The sequence below is a fragment of the Bacteroides clarus genome (genome assembly GCF_015555825.1).
Classification (GTDB): domain Bacteria; phylum Bacteroidota; class Bacteroidia; order Bacteroidales; family Bacteroidaceae; genus Bacteroides; species Bacteroides clarus.
Map to the genome: position 1 here is coordinate 1 of NZ_JADNLF010000010.1, position 21,146 is coordinate 21,146.

14 protein-coding genes are annotated in these 21,146 nt (G+C 47.1%); 5 read left to right on the forward strand and 9 right to left on the reverse strand.

Annotated elements, in window-relative coordinates; genetic code table 11:
• Positions 1–95: 95 nt before the first annotated feature.
• Complete coding sequence (locus tag I2F54_RS11540) at positions 96–2,726, reverse strand: DUF4962 domain-containing protein (protein WP_195501286.1); 2,631 nt, start codon at positions 2,724–2,726, stop codon at positions 96–98.
• Positions 2,727–2,824: 98 nt separating this feature from the next.
• A complete protein-coding gene (locus tag I2F54_RS11545; protein WP_050792292.1) occupies positions 2,825–4,228 on the reverse strand; it encodes a sulfatase family protein in 1,404 nt (467 codons plus the stop codon).
• 338 nt (positions 4,229–4,566) lie between these two features.
• Between I2F54_RS11545 and I2F54_RS11550 the strand changes: the two genes are divergently transcribed.
• On the forward strand, positions 4,567–6,726 hold the full coding sequence (locus I2F54_RS11550; RefSeq protein WP_195501287.1) for a DNA topoisomerase 3: 2,160 nt from the start codon (positions 4,567–4,569) through the stop codon (positions 6,724–6,726).
• A gap of 13 nt (positions 6,727–6,739) precedes the next feature.
• Here the strand turns inward: I2F54_RS11550 and I2F54_RS11555 are convergent, their stop codons facing one another.
• Genes I2F54_RS11555 through aroC form a run of 4 tightly spaced genes read right to left on the reverse strand, consistent with a single transcriptional unit; the run spans position 6,740 to position 10,841 of the window.
• Complete coding sequence (locus I2F54_RS11555; protein WP_009123156.1) at positions 6,740–7,303, reverse strand: NUDIX hydrolase; 564 nt, start codon at positions 7,301–7,303, stop codon at positions 6,740–6,742.
• A 5-nt stretch (positions 7,304–7,308) separates the two neighbouring features.
• Complete coding sequence (locus I2F54_RS11560) at positions 7,309–8,388, reverse strand: anhydro-N-acetylmuramic acid kinase (protein ID WP_195501288.1); 1,080 nt, start codon at positions 8,386–8,388, stop codon at positions 7,309–7,311.
• 1 nt (position 8,389) lies between these two features.
• Positions 8,390–9,742, reverse strand: a complete 1,353-nt coding sequence (locus I2F54_RS11565) for a dipeptidase (RefSeq protein WP_195501289.1) — start codon at positions 9,740–9,742, stop codon at positions 8,390–8,392.
• Between the two features lie 22 nt (positions 9,743–9,764).
• A complete protein-coding gene (gene aroC / locus I2F54_RS11570) occupies positions 9,765–10,841 on the reverse strand; it encodes a chorismate synthase (RefSeq protein WP_009123159.1) in 1,077 nt (358 codons plus the stop codon).
• A 371-nt stretch (positions 10,842–11,212) separates the two neighbouring features.
• Here aroC and I2F54_RS11575 point away from each other — a divergent pair, with 371 nt between their 5' ends.
• Positions 11,213–12,802, forward strand: a complete 1,590-nt coding sequence (locus I2F54_RS11575; protein WP_195501290.1) for a PCMD domain-containing protein — start codon at positions 11,213–11,215, stop codon at positions 12,800–12,802.
• A 144-nt stretch (positions 12,803–12,946) separates the two neighbouring features.
• Here I2F54_RS11575 and I2F54_RS11580 read toward each other — a convergent pair whose 3' ends face one another.
• Together I2F54_RS11580 and I2F54_RS11585 are read right to left on the reverse strand one after the other, a co-directional pair.
• Positions 12,947–13,732 carry a porin family protein gene (locus tag I2F54_RS11580; protein ID WP_009123162.1) on the reverse strand — a complete coding sequence of 262 codons (786 nt, stop codon included), beginning with the start codon at positions 13,730–13,732 and terminating at the stop codon, positions 12,947–12,949.
• Positions 13,733–13,740: 8 nt separating this feature from the next.
• The gene (locus I2F54_RS11585) at positions 13,741–14,880 is read right to left on the reverse strand and encodes a PCMD domain-containing protein (protein ID WP_195501291.1); all 1,140 of its coding nucleotides are present in this window, start codon (positions 14,878–14,880) and stop codon (positions 13,741–13,743) included.
• Positions 14,881–15,049: 169 nt separating this feature from the next.
• Between I2F54_RS11585 and I2F54_RS11590 the strand changes: the two genes are divergently transcribed.
• Positions 15,050–16,333 carry an L-cysteine desulfidase family protein gene (locus I2F54_RS11590; RefSeq protein ID WP_087412635.1) on the forward strand — a complete coding sequence of 428 codons (1,284 nt, stop codon included), beginning with the start codon at positions 15,050–15,052 and terminating at the stop codon, positions 16,331–16,333.
• 86 nt (positions 16,334–16,419) lie between these two features.
• On the opposite strand, the gene I2F54_RS11595 is transcribed toward I2F54_RS11590, so the two are convergent.
• The gene (locus tag I2F54_RS11595; RefSeq protein ID WP_009123165.1) at positions 16,420–16,998 is read right to left on the reverse strand and encodes an FKBP-type peptidyl-prolyl cis-trans isomerase; all 579 of its coding nucleotides are present in this window, start codon (positions 16,996–16,998) and stop codon (positions 16,420–16,422) included.
• A 502-nt stretch (positions 16,999–17,500) separates the two neighbouring features.
• Here I2F54_RS11595 and ilvD point away from each other — a divergent pair.
• Positions 17,501–19,303 (forward strand): dihydroxy-acid dehydratase, encoded by a 1,803-nt coding sequence (gene ilvD / locus I2F54_RS11600; protein WP_195501292.1) that lies wholly within the window; start codon positions 17,501–17,503, stop codon positions 19,301–19,303.
• A gap of 37 nt (positions 19,304–19,340) precedes the next feature.
• The gene (ilvB, locus tag I2F54_RS11605; protein ID WP_195501293.1) at positions 19,341–21,035 is read left to right on the forward strand and encodes a biosynthetic-type acetolactate synthase large subunit; all 1,695 of its coding nucleotides are present in this window, start codon (positions 19,341–19,343) and stop codon (positions 21,033–21,035) included.
• The last annotated feature ends 111 nt before the right edge of the window (positions 21,036–21,146 follow it).

Consider the following 21,146-nt stretch of genomic DNA (forward strand, 5'->3'; position numbering starts at 1 on the left):
AAGCCCTTTTCCAAGACTCGGAAAAGGGCTTTCTGTTGCTTATATTTATATGCGGATAGATAAAGGATAAATACTCCTTATACTATCAATCGGGTTTATATTTCCAGTTCGGGAACTTCGTCTTTCAGTTCCGTCGTTTTACCGTTGTCGCGTACCACCGTTGCACCGTAATCTTTATAGCTTACGCTTGCATCGCATCCTTTGCGTGTGTTCCGCACCTCGAAAGAGGGTTTCCCGCCGGTGGAGATATTCGCTTTGATATTCCAGTCACCTATCTGAATGCTACCGTCTTTCAGTCTTTTGGGGGCAACCTGTCCGGCTTCCGCATTCTTGTCTTTGGCATGCGTATACACAATCGTTGCGAAACGATACACCTTTTGCTTATCCGATGTGGCGGTGAAGTGCCAATGGTTGGGATAGGGCTTGAACCGGCCTTTCTCGTCTGCACGCAGCCAGTTGACGGCAGGCACGAAGAATTGGTCGGTGGTATCCGTCTTTACGGTTCCGGCCGAAAAGAGATAAGCGTCCGATACGCCGTCTTTGCTGGTGGCCTGTACGTGTACATACTCTTTGGTTTTATCTACATTCATCGGATTGGTGACAGTATGCAGCAAGTAACTCCAAGTTACGGGCTCGGCAGCTTCCAGTTCATCGTATATGAAAGAATACCCGCTTTTGCCCAGCGTTACGATGTGGCGGCGGAACGTTTTCAGTCCTGTATCGTCCCAACCGTTTTCCGGAGAATATTCCAGGTTACTTTGCTTGCCGCGCAGCAGCCATAGCGGAGAGATAACCTTTCCGTAAGCATTGGAAGCATCCCCCGCTACATAGCTGATATTGTCACTGACATAGTAGCGTGGAATCCAGCCGTAACCTTCCGTTCCTATACGTTGTCCCATGCCATTTACCAAGATAGTATTGTGGGCGCGGGTACCGCGATGGCAATAAATGCTGTGCTTATCGGTGAAACTGATGTGATGTCCGCTGCTGTAAAAGAGCGACTGACCGTTCCAGAAAGTATTGAAGGCATTCTGGTTGGCTATGGCGTGCGAAGTACTGCCGTAAGGGCTGCTGCGGAAACTGAGCATGGCGCTTTTGCCGGTGTCGTCCAAATCGGTGGAGAACGAAGCCAGGCCGCTTTGCGGGAATACATGTCCCATGGGCAGGTCTTTCAAGCCCGGTCCGTTTGGCAAAGGTTTGTCGCATTGCAGGCGGAACCATGCGAGGCCACCGGCTTTCGAGGTGCTTCCTTGTTCGAGTATATCGGGCTGACGGGCGCTGATATGGCGCACATAGTCTGCAGCATACGTATTTCCCGTCATACGTGCCAAAGCGTCGGCGTAGCCTACACGCGTACCGCCCGGAGTCAGGATGTTCTGATGCGAACTGCCGTTACCGCCCGATTTGGAGAATGGCGGTTGCTGGTAGATGACATACAGCGCATTTCCCTGATACCACGGATCGGAGAAGTAGTTATAACCGGTAAGACGGGTATAGAAATAAGGCACTTCTACGAGTGTACGGAGATTGACATGGAAGTATGAATCGCCGTTGTGCCAGGCTCCGTCCTTGTTCAGACCGGGGAAACGGGCGAGCCACAGGTTATAGCAGTAGTTCGTCCACTCGTCGGCTTCGGGCAATTCACCGTAAACGGTAAAGGCTGCCATGGTCAGGATACGGAAAGTCATTTGCCACACATGGTTGTCGGCAATGTGATTTTCCAGACGGTTGATGTCGTGCTTGTACATGCTGCTGCCGAAATCTTTTATTTCATTCAGCAGAAACTGGCGTGTGGCATCGTCCAAGACATCATACAGCGCATCGTATGCCATGGAGCAGAGAGACAGCAGGGTAGCCTCGTTGAAGTCGCCCACCACATTCTTGTTGTCTCCCCACGTAGCCATTTCCTTGACACGCTTCACGGCTTCATCGGCGTAGCGGCGGTCTTTGGTGAGCAGATAGGCTCGAATCAATACGTCTGTGTTGGCTTCTTCGCTGTCGATGATGCGGCGGCTTTCACGAGTGAGCATGGCATTCTTCTGCACTTCGTTGGTCAGTCCTTTCGCCAAGTCCGAATTGATGTCGTTTACGGACTTCATCGGCGTAGCGAGTACCCTGTCGGCACGTTTGAGGTAAGTCTTGCGTTCAATCTTTCCCTCGCTGCGCTTTATGAAACCGTCCCATTCATCCTTGTCGAGCCATACGCGGGGATGGTGGGCGGGTAGGTTTTTAAGTACGACTTTCAGAGCGGGCGGACAGAATTTATGCGGATTGGCTTCTACCGTAAATTGTAACGTATCGCTCCATTCGGTCTTTCCGTCCGTAACGTAGCCGTATTGCCAGTACCATGTACCCGGAGCCAAATCTTGTTCGGGATTGAAGAAAGGCCAGCGTGTTTCCGTTTGCACGGTATTTTCCTGTCCGAATGCCGGGCTTTGTGAGTAACGCAGGAAGTAGCGCAACTTACTCTTGTCTATTTCCTTTTTGGGAGTATTCTCTTCCGCGCCGTCCAATCCGCTTCGCAGAATGTTGAGGCTTGCGGGCAACGGCCATTGAAAAGATACGGCGCGATCACTGACCGTAGCGCCGTTCAGCGGTGAGGGAGTTGCGCGCATTTCGTGCATCAGCGTCGTGTCGGAGAGTTTGATTGTGGCCTTTCCGGCAGTTTGCGCCTGTGCGCAGAGGGGCAGAAAGGAGAGGAGAGTAATGGATAGAGTCTTGTTCATATAATCGGGTATTGCAAAAATGAGATGAGTGAAAGAAAATGTATGTTCTCTGTCATTCAGGGAAAACGCTGTGTCTCCGTGTCTCGCCATACGAACCATTATTTATACGCCGTCTGGTAATTGGCTGTTTTGGGAAGCACCTTTCCCGGTACGTCATGCAATTTGGGACGTGTCGGTCTGATTTTATACGTATTCATATACTTCTCGAGAATGTCACGATGTTGCTGCGCCACTTTCTCGTAAGCGTTTTCCATCATCAGGTTTCTTGTTTCGCCTCTGTCGTTCTTCATGTCGAACAACTGCTCGCGGTGTCTTCCCTTATCGTACAGTACATATTTGTAGCGCTCGGTACGTACCATCCAGCCTCGTGTTTTGCTTCCGTCGAAACGTGTTTCGGTAATGACATAATCCTGATGGGGAGCTTGCGGATTACCTTCTTCGGCTATTTTGCGGAATGATTTTCCGGCAGCGCTTTTGGGTAGTTTGGCTCCTGTCCAGTCGCAGATGGTGGCGAAGAAGTCGACGCCGTTGCTGATAAGTTGCGGCAACTTCCCGCCTGCGTGCTTCTTGCCGGGCAGGGTTACGATGAACGGAATGTTGACCACTTCTTCGTATAAGGCCGATTTCTGATTCCAGTGGTGAGCGCCTATGCCGTCTCCGTGGTCGCTGGAGAAGATAACGACGGTATTTTCCCACAGGTTGTTTTTGTCGATGGCATCGACAATCTTACCGATTTCACGGTCTACTTTCTCTACCAGGCGGTAGTACGTATAGCGGTACATACGCCAGTCTTCGGGAGTAAAGGTAGCGGTGGGGTACACGTTGAAGTTGTTGGCTCTTTCGTTTTCGATGACATCGGCGTCGTACGGATTCTTGGCGAAGTTGGGCGGAAGTCCCGGACAGTTACGCAGTTCCGGTGTGTCTGTATTGCCGTAAGGCAGGTTCTGGCTGCGCGCATATTCGCAGATGTTGTGCGGGTTATCGTACGACGCTACCAGAAAGAAGGGCTTGTTGTGCTTCTTGGACAGGAATTTCACGCAAGCTTCGGCCAGTCCGTCGTCGCTGTGCTTGTATATCTGGTCGAAACCGTATTGCTTGTCGGGAATATCGAGTTCGGGCACATGCCATTTGCCGCCGTATGCACACTCGTATCCGGCATTCTTGACGAGCGTACCCAGTGTCTGTGTCTTGAGAGAGTCGGGAAGCGGAGAGCCGTTAACCGACAAACCTACTGCATCGGGATAATGCCCCGTAAACATGGAGCCGCGTGAAGGACCGCTCAGCGGTGCGGTACAGTAAGCGTTCTGGAACATGATGCCGGCGGCAGCCAGTCTGTCCAGGTTGGGCGTGTGCAAATCCGGATTTCCGGCGCAGCTCATGGCGTTTGCCGTATGCTGGTCGGTAAAGATGTAAATGATGTTGGGACGTTCGGCAGCGTATGCCATTGATGAGCTGAGCAGGGATAGGCAGGCTATGTGCTTCATTGAGATTTGTTTTACCATATTATTAGTTTTATAATTGATTTCGGAGATTGTTTCCTCGATTGCTAAATTACGCCTTTTTCCATGTATCTGCGAACTCTAATGTTTTTTTTATGATGCGGAATGTTTATTTGATTGTCAATTTTGTACAGTCAGCTTTTAAATTTGTGCTAAATGCTCTTACAACCGCTTGAATCCGTCTCGTGAGATGGTTTTTTTCGTCTTGCGGGACGGTTTTATTCATCTCACGGGATGGATTTATTTATCTCGTGAGACGAATTTATTTGTCCCGCGGGATGATTTCATTTGCTTCTGCTCTCGGTTTGCATTATCTTTGCCGCACCTAAAAAGAAAAGTGAATGATAGTTTGTATTGCCGAAAAGCCTTCTGTGGCGCGTGACATAGCCGATGTACTCGGAGCGAAAGATAAGAGAGACGGATACATCGAAGGAAACGGATACCAGGTGACCTGGACGTTCGGCCACCTCTGCACCCTTAAGGAGCCGCACGAATACACGCCCAACTGGAAATCGTGGAGCTTGGGCAGCCTGCCTATGGTTCCGCCCCGTTTCGGTATCAAGCTTATCAGCAACCCTACGTACGAACGCCAGTTTCACGTGATTGAGAACCTCATGCAGCATGCCGACATGATTATAAACTGCGGTGATGCCGGACAAGAGGGAGAGCTGATTCAGCGTTGGGTGATGCAGAAAGCCGGTGCGCGTTGTCCGGTGAAGCGTCTGTGGATTTCCTCGCTGACGGAAGAAGCCATCCGCGAGGGATTTGCCAAGCTGAGGGATGCGTCCGATTTCCAGCCGTTGTACGAGGCAGGGCTTTCGCGTGCCATCGGCGACTGGCTGCTGGGTATGAATGCCACCCGCCTGTACACCATGAAGTACGGTCAGAACCGGCAAGTGCTTTCTATCGGACGTGTACAGACGCCTACGCTTGCGCTAATCGTAAACCGTCAGCTCGAAATACAGAACTTTGTTCCCAAACAATACTGGGAGCTGAAGACAGTGTATCGGGATACCACTTTCTCCGCCATTCTCCGCAAAAGTGATGAAGAACTGGTATTGGAAGCGGAAAAGCAGAAAGAGGGAACCGCCGCCAAAGCCGCAAAACCCGAAGAAAACCGGGGGATAGAACCCCTCACCGACCGGGAGCGCGGAATGGCTCTGCTGGAGCAGATAAAGGATTCTCCTTTTACCATAACGAACGTCACCCGTAAGAACGGCAAAGAGGCTCCGCCCCGTTTGTTCGACCTGACGTCCCTGCAGGTGGAGTGCAACAAGAAGTTTGCTTTCTCCGCCGACGAAACGTTGAAAACCATACAGTCGCTTTACGAGAAGAAAGTAACGACCTACCCGCGTGTCGATACTACTTTCCTCAGTGACGACATCTATCCCAAATGCCCCGGCATACTGAAAGGTTTGCGTGATTATCAGACATTGACCGCCCCGCTGGATGGAGCTACGCTGCCGAAGTCGAAGAAAGTGTTCGACAATTCGAAGGTTACAGACCACCATGCCATCATTCCTACCGGCCAGCCCCCTCAGAACCTGACGGATATGGAACGTCGCGTATTCGACCTGATTGCACGCCGTTTCATTGCCGTATTCTATCCGGACTGCCTGTTTGCGACGACTGCCGTAATAGGTGAGGTGGAACAGATTGAGTTCAAAGTTTCGGGTAAGCAGATATTGGAGCCCGGCTGGCGTGTGGTGTTCGGTACACTCTCGGAACGGTCGCAAGAAGAAAAAGAGGAGAAAGGCGGAGAAGATGAAAACGTGCTCCCTGCGTTTGTGGTGGGAGAGAGCGGCCCTCATCTGCCGGATTTGTACGAAAAGTGGACGCAACCGCCACGCCCTTATACCGAGGCTACCTTGCTGCGTGCCATGGAAACCGCCGGTAAACTGGTGGATAACGACGAACTGCGCGACGCTTTGAAAGAAAACGGCATCGGCCGTCCTTCCACGCGTGCCGCCATTATCGAAACGCTCTTCAAGCGTAACTATATCCGTAAGGAGAAAAAGAACCTGATAGCCACCCCTACGGGTGTGGAGCTGATTCAGATTATTCACGAGGAACTGTTGAAATCTGCCGAGCTGACCGGTATGTGGGAAAAGAAATTGCGTGAAATAGAAAAGCGTACCTACAACGCTTCGCAGTTTCTGGAAGAACTGAAGCAAATGGTATCGGAGATTGTGATGAGCGTCCTTTCCGATAACAGCAACCGCCATATCACCATACAAGCCCCTGCGTCGGAAAAGGGTGAAAAGACATCTGCCGCATCAGCTTCCGCTGCCGGTAAACCGAAAAAAGAGCCAAAGAAAAGAGCGCCGCGAAAGTCCGCGGCAAAGAAAACGGAACAAACGGCTGGTGAGAATCAGCCTGCCGATGCATTGGTTGGCACACCTTGTCCGCTTTGCGGAAAAGGAACGATTATTAAAGGAAAAACGGCTTACGGCTGTTCCGAATGGAAAGGCGGCTGTACATTCCGCAAGCCGTTTGAGTAGAGCGGTAGCCGGATTATAGTCCTTTCTCGGCTATATATTTCCACAATGGAGCGGCCATCAGCGCTTGCTTTATCTCTCCTTTTTGCAGCAGCTCCTTTACTTCTGCAAGCGTAAGCAGATGTACGCTGAGGCTTTCCGTATCTTCCAAATGCTGCTCCGAAATCTTTTCCACATCGGTAGCCAAAAAGCAATACGTAATATTGGTATGGGTACTCGGGTTGGGGGAGATTTGCATGTATTCCTGCCACGTACCGTTGCCGTAGCCGGTTTCTTCAAGCAGCTCCCGCTGTGCGGAAATCAGCGGAGAGGCATCTTCTTCCTCACATACGCCGGCACAAAGTTCATAGGATGTCTCTTGCAGGCCATGTCGGTACTGGCGGATAAAAACGAATTGCCCGTCGCGCGTGATGGCGATGGTATTTACCCAATCGGGATATTCCAATATGTAATAGGAAGGGATATGATTACCGTTCGGCAATACTACATGGTCTTTGCGTACGGTGAGCCACGGGGCTTTATGCAGGTACTCGCTGGAAATGATTTCCCAGGGGCTGTCGGAATCGTTCATAGGTTTCATGATTTTTATACTTTGAATAACATTCCGCCTATATTGTCCATCGACGCTCCGGTGACGAATGCAAGGCAGCCGGGTTCGTCTGCCATGTAGAGCGCACCGAGAAAGGCGAATATCAATGCTTCTTTATATTCTATAATCTGTCGGCCGGGGATTACGATTTGGCAGGGGCATAAGGCTTCAATCCGTTCTACGAGGAATTTATTGAATGCTCCGCCGCCTGTAATCAGCAGTTTGCCATTACCCGCTGAAGACGGATGGGCGTTGATGATGCGGAATATCTGGAAAGTGGCGTGCTCGTAGAAAGTACGCAGCTTGTCTTCCAAACTCAGTCCGTATCGTTCCAGCATGGGGTAGACTTGTGTTTCCACCCACTCGCGTCCCAATGATTTAGGGCCGGACTGGTGGTAGAATTCCATTCCGTTCAGTTCGTCCAGCAGCGGTCGGCAGATAGCGCCACGGCGGGCAATCTCTCCGTCACGGTCGAACTCCAGACCGATTTGGCGGCAATAGTGGTTGATTACGTAATTCACCGGGCTTATATCGAAAGCGATACGTTTGCCGTCTTGCTCGAACGAGATATTGGAAAATCCTCCGATGTTCAGGCAGTAGTCATAGTCGGCGAAGAGCAGGCGGTCGCCGATGGGTACGAGCGGGGCGCCTTGCCCGCCCAGCATGATGTCCAGCCTGCGGAAGTCGGATACCGTGGGAATACGGGTTTCGGCGGCAATGGCCGCACCGTCTCCAATCTGGTACATGATTTTCCTTTGCGGTTCGTGGAAGATGGTATGCCCGTGCGATGCGATGATGTCCGGCCGTACGCCGAACTCCTGCATGAACTCGTTGACGCGCTTCCCGAGAAATGAGCCATAGGCGCTGTGAAAGGTGATGAATTCAAGCGCGCTCATATTTTGCGCGCCTGTACCCAGTTTGTATTTCAGTTCTTCCGGATAGCCGTAACCTTGGGCGCAGTCGATGTGAAATGACCATTTGCCCGCTTTGCGGCGGAAGGTACAGCAGCAAACGTCCAGCCCGTCGAGTGACGTGCCGGACATAAGACCGATAGCTTGTATCTGAAAGTCGTCCATATCAATAGTTCAGGTGAAATTCAACAACTGCTTCAATGCCTTTGCGCAGAATATCCAACGGGATATTTTCGTTGGGAGAGTGAATGGCGTTGGATTCCAGGCCGAAGCCCATCAGTATGGTTTTAATTCCCAATACCTGCTCGAATGTGGAGATGATAGGAATACTGCCGCCGCGACGTACTGCCAACGGTTTCTTGCCGAAAGCTTTGGTGAAGCCTTTCTCCGCCGCCTGGTATGCGGGGAGCGTGATGGGGCATACATAGCCTTGTCCGCCATGCATGGGAGTGACTTTTACCTGTACGGTGTCGGGAGCGATAGCCATGATATAATCGGCAAACAGTTGCGAAATTTTATGGTGTTCCTGATGCGGAACCAGCCGGCACGATACTTTGGCATAGGCTTTGGAAGGGAGTACGGTTTTGGAACCTTCGCCCGTATAGCCGCCCCAGATGCCGCATACATCGAAAGACGGACGGCAACTGTTACGCTCCAGCGTGCTGTACCCTTTTTCTCCGAAAAGGGCGTTTACGCCGATGGCTTTTTTGTATTTCTCCTCGTCGAACGGGATGTGCGCTATCATTTCACGTTCTGCCTGCGGTACTTCTTCCACATCATCGTAGAAGCCGGGAACGGTGATGCGTCCGTCGGCGTCCGTTACTTTGCTTATCATCCGGCAAAGTACGTTGATAGGATTGGCTACCGCACCACCGAAGTGTCCGGAGTGCAGGTCGCGGTTCGGGCCGGTCACTTCTATTTCCCAATAGGCAAGTCCGCGCAGGCCGGTAGTCAGTGAGGGGAGGTCTGCGCCCAGCATGCTGGTGTCGGAAACGAGGACTACATCGGCTTTCAACAGCTCTTTATGCTCTTGGCAGAAGCCCTCGAGGCTGGGTGAACCAATCTCTTCCTCTCCTTCAAAGATAAACTTTACGTTGTGTGTCAGCAGGTTGTTCCTTACCAGATATTCAAACGCTTTTACCTGAATGAAAGACTGTCCTTTATCATCGTCCGCGCCACGTGCCCAGATATGGCCGTCACGTACTTCCGGTTCAAAGGGGTTGCTTGTCCAAAGCTCCAGCGGTTCGGCGGGCATCACGTCGTAATGTGCGTATATTAATACTGTTTTAGCTTCCGGGTCTACAATCTTCTGTCCGAATACGATAGGATTGCCCGCAGAAGGCATTACCAACGCTTCGTCCGCGCCCGCTGCGAGCAGCAGTTGGGCCCAGCGTTCTGCGCATGCCAGCATATCGTCGTGATGTTCGGGTTTGGCACTGATACTGGGAATACGGATAAGGCTGAACAGGTCTTCCAACATCCTGGACTCGTTCTCTGCAATATATTTCTTTATTTCCATATATAATGTAAAGCGGTATTTATTATAATTGCGTAGTACGGTCAATCAAGTAGAAATCGAGCAGGGTCATGGCGGCCATGGCTTCTACGATAGGCACGGCACGGGGCAATACACAGGGGTCGTGGCGTCCGCGGGCTTTGAGTGTGGTGTCTATGCCGTTCATATTTACGGTATGCTGCTCCATGAGTACGGTGGCCACAGGTTTGAAAGCTACGCGGAAGTAGATGTCCTGTCCGTTACTGATGCCGCCTTGAATACCGCCGGAGTGGTTGGTATGCGTTTCGATGCGTCCGTTGTTATTAAAGAACACGTCGTTTTGTTCGGAACCTTTCATCTTCAAACCCTTGAATCCTTCGCCGTATTCAAATGCCTTTGCGGCATTGATACTGAGCATGCCGGCAGCAAGGGCTGATTGCAGTTTACCGTAAATGGGTTGTCCCAGTCCGATGGGGCATCCTTTGATTACGCAAGTCACCACGCCGCCAATGGTATCGCCTTCGCCCTTTATCTTGAAGATAAGCTCTTCCATTTCTTTCGCTTTCTCCGGGTCGGGGCAGCGTACCGGATTGGTTTCAATCAGGTCGAGATCGTAAGCGGTATAATTTTCTTCCAGCTTGATGGGGCCTACCTGTGAAGTATATGCTGTGATGCGGATGCCAAGCTGTTTTAAAGCCAACTTGGCCAAAGCTCCCGCTACAACACGCGAAATGGTCTCGCGCGCCGATGAACGTCCGCCGCCACGGTGGTCGCGTATTCCGTATTTTACATTATATGTATAGTCGGCGTGCGAGGGACGGTATACTTCTTTCAGATTGTTATAATCGTTAGAGTGCTGGTTCTCGTTCCATACGATGAATCCGATGGGACATCCGGTAGATTTACCTTCGAAAATGCCGGAAAGGAATTCTACTTTATCAGATTCTTTTCGTGAGGTAGTGATACGTGATTGTCCCGGACGGCGACGGTCGAGCTCCGATTGCACGAAGTCCATATCGATGGTAATTCCTGCGGGGAATCCATCTATTACGCCGCCTATGCCTTTACCATGTGATTCTCCGAAACTGGTAAGACGGAGAATATTGCCGAATGAGTTGAACATATCAATTGCTTTAAGAGTTTATAATGAGGTTAATGCGCCAATTTGCCTTGCTATAAGAGGCTTTGACTTTTTAAAGGTAACAATTTTTTTTGTAAAACGTTTCAAAAATGACAATAAATCTTTTATTTCCGGGCTTTTGGTTACGCCGATTATCGGTTCAAAGCATGGATTCCGCCTTAAAATACATAGAAGTATTTAAGAATGTGAAGAAACTTTATAATTGTTCCTATCTGAAAAAAGGAACATCTATTTTATAGAAAAGACCTTGTTTAAAGGTTTTAAAAACTGTTATTTTGTGCCCTTGATAAAAAAGAGAGTATTATGTATCCCCTAACTATATGGGGAATTTATTAACTAAACAAGTACTTAGTATGAAGAAAAATTTGTTTTATTTATTTGCATTGATCTGTTCAATGAGTTTGTTTACTGCTTGTAGCGACGATGATGACGCACCGGATTACTCTAAAGCCATCGAAAGCGAAATAGCAGGTGATTATAAAGGTACATTGGATATTAAACTGGAAGGCACAACAATTGCTTCTGGCCTACCGAAAAATATTACTATTTCTAAGGCTGGCAATTCTACTATAAACTTGCTGTTGGCGAATTTTAGTTTGATGGGTATGGATTTGGGTGATATTGAACTGAAAGACTGCCAACTAAGTCAAAAAGATAATTTATATTCTTTCACTGGAACTCAATCTTTAAATTTAGCAAAGTATCAACTTACAGCGGATGTGAAAGCTGTGGGTACAATTGTGGAGGGTGAAATTTCTGTTCAGTTAGATATAGCTGCTAAGCTTAATGGTGCATCTCAGAATGTACAAGTGACTTATACAGGTACTAAGATGTCTGGTAATGAAAGTTCAGAAGCTTTAATTAAAACTTTTATTTTTGATAGCGAATTAGTAACAGAACAACCGATTATTAATAATGAAACAGGTATCATTACTTTTAGAGTGAGTGATGTGGCTACAGACAATGATTTAAAAGCTTTGAAACCTATATTTACAATTTCTGATAAAGCTACGGTGTCCCCTGCAAGTGGTGTGGAACAGAATTTTTCTGGTACTAATAAGGTAACTTATACAGTGATTGCAGAAAATGGGGCAGTTACAACATATTCTGTTTTTGTAGTAGGAAAGAATACTGTTTTATCTTATGATTTTGAGGAATGGGAAACTGTGGCTGGTTCAATGTACACAGATCAAATATATAAGTTGCCTATTGGTGGCCCTTGGGGGTCTACAAATGATGGTGTGACTTCAATAAAAGGTCTGATGGGGTATTCAGTGCCAGATTGGGCTCAATCTCTAAAATATGCTGTTGAACCAGATACTGATGCCAAATCTGGTAATACTTCTGTTGTAATTAGAACATTAGATACTGTGCTACCTGGTAATGCATCAGGAGTACAAGATATGTTCGGTATTCCTCGTAATACTGCAGGAAGTCTATTTTTGGGAACTTTTAGCACTGATATGGATGATAAGCTTGCTAGTACGAAATTTGGAATAGAGTATACTGGTGGTAAACCGTTGAAATTTTCAGGTTGGTATAAATATGTAGCAGGAGAAACTTATAGAAATGATAGGGGAGAAATTGTTGCAGATAAGATAGATAAGTGCGATATTTATGCGGTATTATATGAAGCTGTTGATGAAAATGGACAGGAGATAACTTTAATAGGTGGTTCTAGTAAAGAAGAAAACAAGAATTATGTAATAACAGATTCTCCATATGTTGTTTTGAAAGCTCAATTAGATGATAAGGGAGAACGAGCTGATTGGACATATTTTGAGATTCCTTTTTCAGAAATGAATAATAAGTCTTTTGAGACAAATAAGCAGTACAAGATTACTTTTGTTTGTACGTCAAGTGAGGAAGGGGCTACTTATAATGGCGCTCCGGGAAGCACACTATTAATAGATGATTTTAAAATATTGACAGATGTGAAATAATTGATTAGTATTGTCGTTTATTGAGGCTGAATGACTATCAATAGTTATTCAGCCTCTTTTTATTTATAGCACTTATTCTCTTTATTTTTGTTGTTATGGTACTTAGTGCTGTGTATTGACAAAAAGGATAATATCTCTCATTGTTTAGAACGCATATCCAAACCCTAAATTCAGATAAATGGGGTACATGTTAAACGTTATTGTATCAAAATCTTTCTGGAAGATATTATTCAGTCCCCATGTCAGGTCGGCATGGACGGTAAGGTGTTTGAATGCTTTCCATTCTCCACCGAGTTGTAAGCCCCATTGAAATTTTCTTAAATCATTGGAGAAGTCATAAGTCGCAATACTTTCACCTGTGAATTCCACTTTTGAACCTGTCTGGTCGGGAGTACGCAGATGTCCTTCGTAAACGTGTCCGGAGAAGTTACCTTCCAGCAGATAGGAGAAATAGGGGCCGGCGGACAATATCCAGCGTTTGCTGATGTGGTAGTTTGCCAGAATAGGAATCGTCAGATAAGAGTTTTTCACTTTGGTCTTGACACCGCCTGTCCAAAGACCTGCCAATTCTCCACCGTTGGTGTTGATGATTTTCATACCGTAGTTCTTTACGGTGGCTTCGGTAGTCATATTTTTATTCTCTAACCGCAGGCCTAATGTAAGTCCCCACTTCTTGTCTTTGTCAAACCACTTGGTGGCATTACCCTCGATGGCAATGGCTATACCCGGTGCGTAACTGTCTATTTTACGTATCTCTTTAGGCAGAGGGATGGGGGATGTACCGCCGATGTTGAATCCGGCCTTTATACCGTATTCCCAACCATGCAGATAGGAGTTGATAAGACTTTTGTTTCTTTCTTCTTGTGCCTGTACGCCGGTAACCATTGCCAGCAGAACGGCTATAATGCAAATAAAATGATACTTTTTCATACTTTATATTAGTTGTCTTGGCTTATAAGTTCTAATTCGTCTACATACAATGTACTGCCAACAGCTCCTTTGAAGTAAGCGCCGTCTACACTGGAAGAAAGGACAATACTTAATTTGTATTTACCATTCTGCAATTTGCCGGTATCGATACTTTTACCGTTTACCGCTTCAAAAGGCAAGTCGAATGCTGTCCATGTATCGGTTTCTTTAGCATCTGCTTCTTTGATACGGGCGATAGACACAAGTTTGCCGGAAGTCAAATCTAAGCTATTACCGCCATCCAGCATGAAAGTGTTATCATCAGCTTCATATAGTATGGCATAAATATCGAAACGGTCTTTTTTGTCTTTCTGGACGACGCCTTCATCGGTATAAACCTCTCCGGCTTTGAACTTATAGTAGCCTTTTAAAGATACGGGACGCTTATAATATTGTATACCGAATTTAGTGGCGCGTAACGGGTCTTTTAAAGCATTCGCCAAGTCGAAAGAACCGATAAACAGGTTCCCTGCCGCGATATACATTTTCACCATGGCACCGAAACTGCCGGTGTCGCAGGTTGTCAGCTTTAATCCTTTGCCACGATAGCCGTCGGTGATTTGCTGGGTAGGATAACCGGTACGGCCGCCGGCCATGCTGGTTAGCTTGAAACCGGGGTTGCCGCTTGACCATTGCAGAACGCGTGACACGCTGGTTGAAGTTCCGGGTTCGAACTCATAAAGAATATCGTATTCGGTATTGTTCGATGGAAGTAATTCCTCAAAATGAAAAGAACCGGGAACCTCGGTTGGTATAATCTTTACGGTATAAGTAGAATGCCATTCGCCGTCTTCGGAAGTTACGGTAAAGGTACGTGAACGCGACTCGTTGCTGAAGTCATAGGTATTCATTATGTCGTCCGGATAATGTTGGTCTGCGCTGAGCGTCGCACCGGCAGGCAATGTAAACGACAGTTGTTGTTTCGATAAATTCGCTCCTTTGTGCACATATATATTTATTTCTTTCGAGTCACTGTTGATGTGAGCTAATTGTACATCCGCGCCCGTACAGGCATCAATGGCTGCTTCGGAGTTAAGCGCTTCATCCTGTATACAGGACGAGACGGCTAAGGCAAGCATGAGGGCAGTAGTCCACTTCTTAAAGTTCATATACTTCTTTTTTGAAAGTTGATAATTTGATATAGTTTAGTGAGTTGCAAAAATACGCTATTATTTTGTAATAACAGATTCAAGATGAAAAAAGTGCGATAAAGTCTGTTATTTATTTGTTATTCCGTCTATCTTTGCATAAATATCGAATAAAATATATGTCTATAATATGACTGAAACAGAAAGGAAACAGATTATTGCCTTGGTGCAGCGTGAAGTAGTTCCTGCCATTGGATGTACGGAACCTATCGCCGTTGCTTTATGTGTGGCAAAAGCAACCGAAACCTTGGGCGCAAAGCCGGAAAAGATAGATGTCCTGTTGAGCGCCAATATTCTGAAAAACGCAATGGGTGTCGGGATTCCCGGTACGGGCATGATCGGGTTGCCTATCGCCGTAGCTTTGGGAGCGTTAATCGGTAAATCGGAATATCAACTGGAAGTGCTGAAAGACAGTAACCCTGATGCCGTGAACGAGGGAAAGCGGTTTATCGGTGAAAAGCGTATCAATATATCCCTGAAAGAGGATATCACGGAGAAACTCTATATCGAAGTCTGTTGCGAGGCAGCGGGTAACAAGGCTACCGCCATTATAGCCGGAGGTCATACCACCTTTATATATATAGCCCGTAACGATGATGTCTTTTTAAACAAGCAAAATACAAGTTGCGGAGAGACGGAAGAGCAAACCGTAGATTTGACCTTGAGAAAAGTGTACGACTTTGCCATGAATGCTCCATTGGACGAAATTCGCTTCATTCTCGAGACTGCCCGTTTGAATAAAGCTGCTGCCGAACGGTCTTTCGACGGGAATTACGGTCACGGACTGGGCAGGATGCTGCGTGGTACTTATGAACATAAGATATTGGGTGATAGCGTGTTCTCCCATATCCTCTCGTATACGTCCGGTGCATGCGATGCCCGTATGGCAGGTGCCATGATACCGGTAATGAGTAATTCGGGAAGTGGAAATCAGGGTATCTCCGCTACATTACCCGTTCTTGTCTATGCCGAGGAGAACGGTAAATCGGAAGAAGAACTGATTCGCGCCCTGATGCTTAGTCATCTGACCGTGATTTATATCAAACAAAGTCTGGGACGCCTGTCCGCCCTGTGCGGTTGCGTGGTAGCTGCCACAGGCTCCAGTTGCGGTATTACCTGGCTGATGGGCGGTACTTACGAACAGGTAGCCTTTGCTGTTCAGAATATGATTGCCAACCTTACCGGAATGATTTGTGACGGCGCCAAGCCCAGTTGCGCTTTGAAAGTAACTACCGGTGTTTCTACCGCCGTTCTTTCCGCCATCATGGCAATGGAAAATCGTTGTGTCACTTCCGTTGAAGGAATTATTGATGAAGATGTAGACCAAAGTATCCGTAACCTGACAAAGATAGGTTCTAAAGGAATGGATGAAACGGATAGACTGGTACTGGAGATAATGACGAATAAAAATTGAGAATTGAGAATTAAAAATTGAGAAATACTATGCAGCATATAGCGCAGCATTTATTTCTCAATTTTTAATTCTCAATTCTCAATTTATCAATGGCAGCATCCGTCTCCACATTCATGGTCGCCGCATCCGCCGCCGCAGTCTCCACAGTCGCATCCGCCACTGCATCCGCCGCCACTCATCATGCGTGCCATTTCTGACAATTCATCGTTGGTAGCCGGACGGTTTTCTGTGATTTCACCTACAAAGTTCAAATCGCAACCTGCCAAGGGATGATTCATGTCCATTACTACTACATCGTCTTTTACTTCTACTACACTTCCGTTGATGCGTTGACCTTCTGAGGTCATCAAAGGAATTACAGCGCCTTCTACTACACGTTCGCTATCGAACTTACCTTCTATCTCGAAAATATTCTTCGGGAGATCGATAACGTGCTCGTCGTCATATTCGCCGTAAGCCTCTTCGGCTTTGATTGTAAAGTCGAACTTGTCGCCTTTCTTCAAATCTTTCACTTGGTTCTCGAAAGACTCCAATGTCAGGCCTAAACCGGAGATGAATTGAAACGGATGTTCTGCAGGAGCTTCTTCTGTGAATTCTTTTTCTCCGTTTTCGATTGTGTACAACTTATATGCTAAGGTGATGTACTTGTTTTCTACTGTTTCCATTAATTTTGTTATTTCTATTGGTAAATACTGTTTTTGTCTTTACAGTGTGCAAAGATACGAATATTTTGCTTCGAGAGGGGGAAGCGTCCCGGTAATTTTCAGATTATTAAGTGCTTTGTAATTGATTAATACCTTCCTCTGAAAGCGTCCGAATGGTTTTATCTGAAACTAATAAGTGATAAAATAAGATTTTAAGGCACGGTTTCCTTACGATTATTCATGTTTATATCTTTTTTTTCTTCAATTTGTTTGGAGTTTATAAAAAAGCACTTACCTTTGCAGCATATTTATATGAAATAACAAATAAAAGAACAATAAAGATACTTTAGTTATGAATTTGCATACATCTATTAACCTGGCAGTCCTGCATATTATTCGCGTCGTGGTGGTGGCATCAAGAGCGTGAGAAAGGTTGTGTATGTATTCGTACGGTAAAGATATTTATAATAAGCCTTTCTCATTACGGTGAGAAAGGCTTTTTTCATAAAAGGAGACAGATAAGATGAAACATCAGTTACGCAGTTCGTTCAGTACACAAGGCCGCCGTATGGCAGGTGCCCGCGCATTGTGGGTAGCCAACGGTATGAAGAAAGAACAGATGGGTAAGCCCATAATCGCGATAGTCAATTCTTTTACCCAGTTTGTACCGGGGCATGTGCATCTGCATGAAATAGGCCAGTTTGTAAAGGCAGAGATAGAAAAGCAAGGTTGCTTTGCCGCCGAATTCAATACGATTGCCATTGATGACGGTATTGCGATGGGGCATGACGGTATGCTGTATTCATTGCCTTCACGCGATATTATAGCCGACAGTGTGGAGTATATGGTGAATGCGCATAAGGCGGATGCCATGGTCTGCATCAGCAATTGCGACAAGATTACTCCGGGTATGCTCATGGCTGCGATGAGGCTGAACATCCCTACGGTATTCGTTTCCGGAGGTCCTATGGAAGCCGGAGAATGGAACGGACAGCACCTCGATTTGATTGATGCTATGATTAAGTCGGCTGATGAGAGCGTGAGTGACAATGAGGTTGCCAAGATTGAACAGCACGCTTGTCCCACTTGCGGATGTTGCTCGGGTATGTTTACCGCCAATTCCATGAACTGTCTGAACGAAGCTATCGGGTTGGCGCTTCCGGGTAATGGTACAATTGTGGCTACTCATGAAAATCGTAAGGAACTGTTTAAAGATGCCGCCAAACTGATTGTTGAAAACGCTTATAAGTATTACGAGGAAGGAGATGAAAGCGTACTTCCCCGCAGCATTGCCACTCGTGAAGCTTTTCTGAATGCCATGACATTGGATATTGCAATGGGCGGTTCTACCAATACGGTGCTTCATTTGCTGGCGGTAGCCCATGAAGCCGGAGCGGATTTCACGATGGATGATATCGATATGTTGTCTCGTAAGACTCCTTGTTTGTGTAAAGTAGCTCCCAATACCCAGAAATATCATGTACAGGATGTAAATCGTGCCGGCGGTATCGTTGCCATTATGGGCGAACTTGCCAAAGGCGGCTTGGTGGATACGAATGTACGCCGTGTAGACGGAATGACGTTGGCTGAGGAAATAGACCGGTATTGCATCACCGGCCTGAATGTTTGTAAGGAAGCAATCAAGAAATATTCCAGTGCCGCTGCCGGAAAGTTCAATCTGGTACTCGGTTCGCAGGATGCTTATTATAAGGAATTGGACACAGACCGTGCCGAAGGTTGTATCCGTGACCTGCAGCATGCTTATAGCAAGGACGGCGGATTGGCTGTACTGAAAGGAAATATAGCGCAGGACGGTTGCGTGGTCAAGACTGCCGGAGTGGACGAAAGTATATGGAAGTTTACCGGTCCTGCCAAAGTTTTTGATTCACAGGAAGCTGCCTGTGATGGTATTTTGGGTGGAAAGGTTGTCAGCGGCGATGTTGTCGTTATCACTCATGAAGGTCCGAAAGGCGGTCCGGGTATGCAGGAAATGCTTTATCCTACTTCTTATATCAAATCCCGTCATTTAGGTAAGGAGTGCGCGTTGATTACCGACGGACGCTTTAGTGGCGGTACTTCCGGGCTGAGTATCGGACATATCTCTCCTGAAGCTGCTGCGGGTGGTAATATCGGTAAGATTCAAGACGGTGACATCATCGAAATAGATATACCGAACCGCTCTATTAATGTGAAGCTGACGGATGAAGAGTTGGCTGCCCGTTCTATGACACCGGTAACCCGAGACCGCCAAGTGTCGAAAGCGTTGAAAGCGTATGCCAGTATGGTAAGTTCGGCAGATAAAGGGGCTGTAAGGCTGATAGAATAATTTAGGAATCCGTGCCCGAAAACAATAATAAATAGATATGGAAAACTTAATAACAGGCGCAGAAGCGTTGATGTGCTCTCTGGAACATCAGGGAGTAAAGACCATTTTCGGTTATCCGGGTGGCAGCATCATGCCGGTATTCGATGCCTTATACGACCACCGAGAGAATCTGAATCATATCCTTGTTCGCCATGAACAGGGGGCTACTCATGCAGCACAAGGCTTTGCACGTGTATCGGGCGAGGTCGGTGTATGTCTGGTCACCAGCGGTCCGGGCGCAACAAATACCATTACAGGTATTGCGGATGCCATGATAGACAGTACACCGATCGTTGTCATTGCCGGACAGGTCGCTACGGGATTTCTCGGAACAGACGCCTTTCAAGAGGTGGATTTGGTAGGCATTACACAACCTATCACGAAGTGGAGTTACCAGATTCGTCGTGCGGAAGACGTTGCATGGGCTGTGGCCCGCGCTTTCTATATTGCACAGAGCGGACGTCCCGGTCCGGTTGTACTGGACTTTGCCAAAAATGCCCAAGTGGATAAGACGGAATATACTCCTACCAAAGTGGATTATGTACGCAGTTATCTTCCGGTACCCGAAATGGAACAGGAAGCCATACAACAGGCTGCAGATTTGATAAATGAGGCGGAGCGTCCGTTGGTGTTGGTGGGACAAGGTGTAGAGCTCGGCAATGCGCAGAACGAATTACGCGCTTTCATTGAAAAAGCGGGTATGCCTGCCGGTTGTACTTTGCTGGGACTTTCCGCATTACCTACGGACCATCCACTGAATAAAGGTATGTTGGGCATGCACGGTAATCTGGGTCCGAATATCAATACCAATAAATGCGATGTGCTGATTGCGGTGGGTATGCGCTTTGATGACCGTGTTACGGGTAAAATATCTACTTATGCGTCACAAGCAAAAGTAATTCATTTCGATATCGATCCTGCGGAGATAGATAAGAATGTAAAAACGGATGTGGCTGTATTGGGTGACTGTAAAGATACTCTTGCCGCAGTAACCGAATTGCTGAAACCCGCCGAACATAAAGAGTGGTTGGAAAGTTTCCTGCCCTACGAACAGATGGAGGAGGAGAAAGTAATCCGTCCCGAGCTGCATCCGACAGGTGATACATTGAGCATGGGAGAAGTAGTGCGTGCCGTTAGTGAGGCCACGAATAACGAGGCTGTTTTGGTAACGGATGTAGGCCAGAACCAGATGATGTCCGCTCGCTATTTTAAATATAGCAGGGAACGCAGTATTGTCACTTCCGGTGGTTTGGGCACAATGGGCTTCGGTCTTCCTGCCGCTATCGGTGCAACTTTCGGACGCCCCGACCGTACGGTTTGCGTCTTTATGGGTGATGGCGGTTTGCAGATGAACTTGCAGGAACTGGGTACGGTAATGGAGCAGAAAGCTCCCGTTAAGATGATTTTGCTGAACAATAACTTCCTCGGTAATGTTCGTCAATGGCAGGCTATGTTCTTCAATCACCGTTATTCATTTACTCCAATGATGAACCCTGACTATATGAAGATCGCTTCCGCATACGAAATTCCGGCACGTCGGGTATTTACCCGCGAAGAGCTGATGAAAGCCATTGATGAGATGATTGCGGCAGACGGCCCGTTCCTGTTGGAAGCTTGCGTAGAAGAAGAAGGAAATGTTATGCCGATGACACCTCCGGGTGGCTCTGTGAATCAGATGTTGCTGGAATGCTAATATAAATGAAGAATTGAGAATTAAGAATGAAGAATTCCGGGATGTATCTCTTTTATTCTACATTCTTCATTAAGGAGATATATACAAAATGTAATTCTTCATTTTTCATTC

Bases quoted from the DNA above. Each gene is read 5' to 3' on its own strand.
- ilvD (WP_195501292.1), top strand. From the start codon at position 17,501: ATGAAACATCAGTTACGCAGTTCGTTCAGTACACAAGGCCGCCGTATG.
- I2F54_RS11575 (WP_195501290.1), top strand. From the start codon at position 11,213: ATGAAGAAAAATTTGTTTTATTTATTTGCATTGATCTGTTCAATGAGT.
- I2F54_RS11585 (WP_195501291.1), bottom strand. From the start codon at position 14,880: ATGAACTTTAAGAAGTGGACTACTGCCCTCATGCTTGCCTTAGCCGTC.
- I2F54_RS11545 (WP_050792292.1), bottom strand. From the start codon at position 4,228: ATGGTAAAACAAATCTCAATGAAGCACATAGCCTGCCTATCCCTGCTC.
- aroC (WP_009123159.1), bottom strand. From the start codon at position 10,841: ATGTTCAACTCATTCGGCAATATTCTCCGTCTTACCAGTTTCGGAGAA.
- I2F54_RS11595 (WP_009123165.1), bottom strand. From the start codon at position 16,998: ATGGAAACAGTAGAAAACAAGTACATCACCTTAGCATATAAGTTGTAC.
- I2F54_RS11580 (WP_009123162.1), bottom strand. From the start codon at position 13,732: ATGAAAAAGTATCATTTTATTTGCATTATAGCCGTTCTGCTGGCAATG.
- I2F54_RS11540 (WP_195501286.1), bottom strand. From the start codon at position 2,726: ATGAACAAGACTCTATCCATTACTCTCCTCTCCTTTCTGCCCCTCTGC.
- I2F54_RS11565 (WP_195501289.1), bottom strand. From the start codon at position 9,742: ATGGAAATAAAGAAATATATTGCAGAGAACGAGTCCAGGATGTTGGAA.
- I2F54_RS11550 (WP_195501287.1), top strand. From the start codon at position 4,567: ATGATAGTTTGTATTGCCGAAAAGCCTTCTGTGGCGCGTGACATAGCC.
- ilvB (WP_195501293.1), top strand. From the start codon at position 19,341: ATGGAAAACTTAATAACAGGCGCAGAAGCGTTGATGTGCTCTCTGGAA.
- I2F54_RS11555 (WP_009123156.1), bottom strand. From the start codon at position 7,303: ATGAAACCTATGAACGATTCCGACAGCCCCTGGGAAATCATTTCCAGC.
- I2F54_RS11590 (WP_087412635.1), top strand. From the start codon at position 15,050: ATGACTGAAACAGAAAGGAAACAGATTATTGCCTTGGTGCAGCGTGAA.
- I2F54_RS11560 (WP_195501288.1), bottom strand. From the start codon at position 8,388: ATGGACGACTTTCAGATACAAGCTATCGGTCTTATGTCCGGCACGTCA.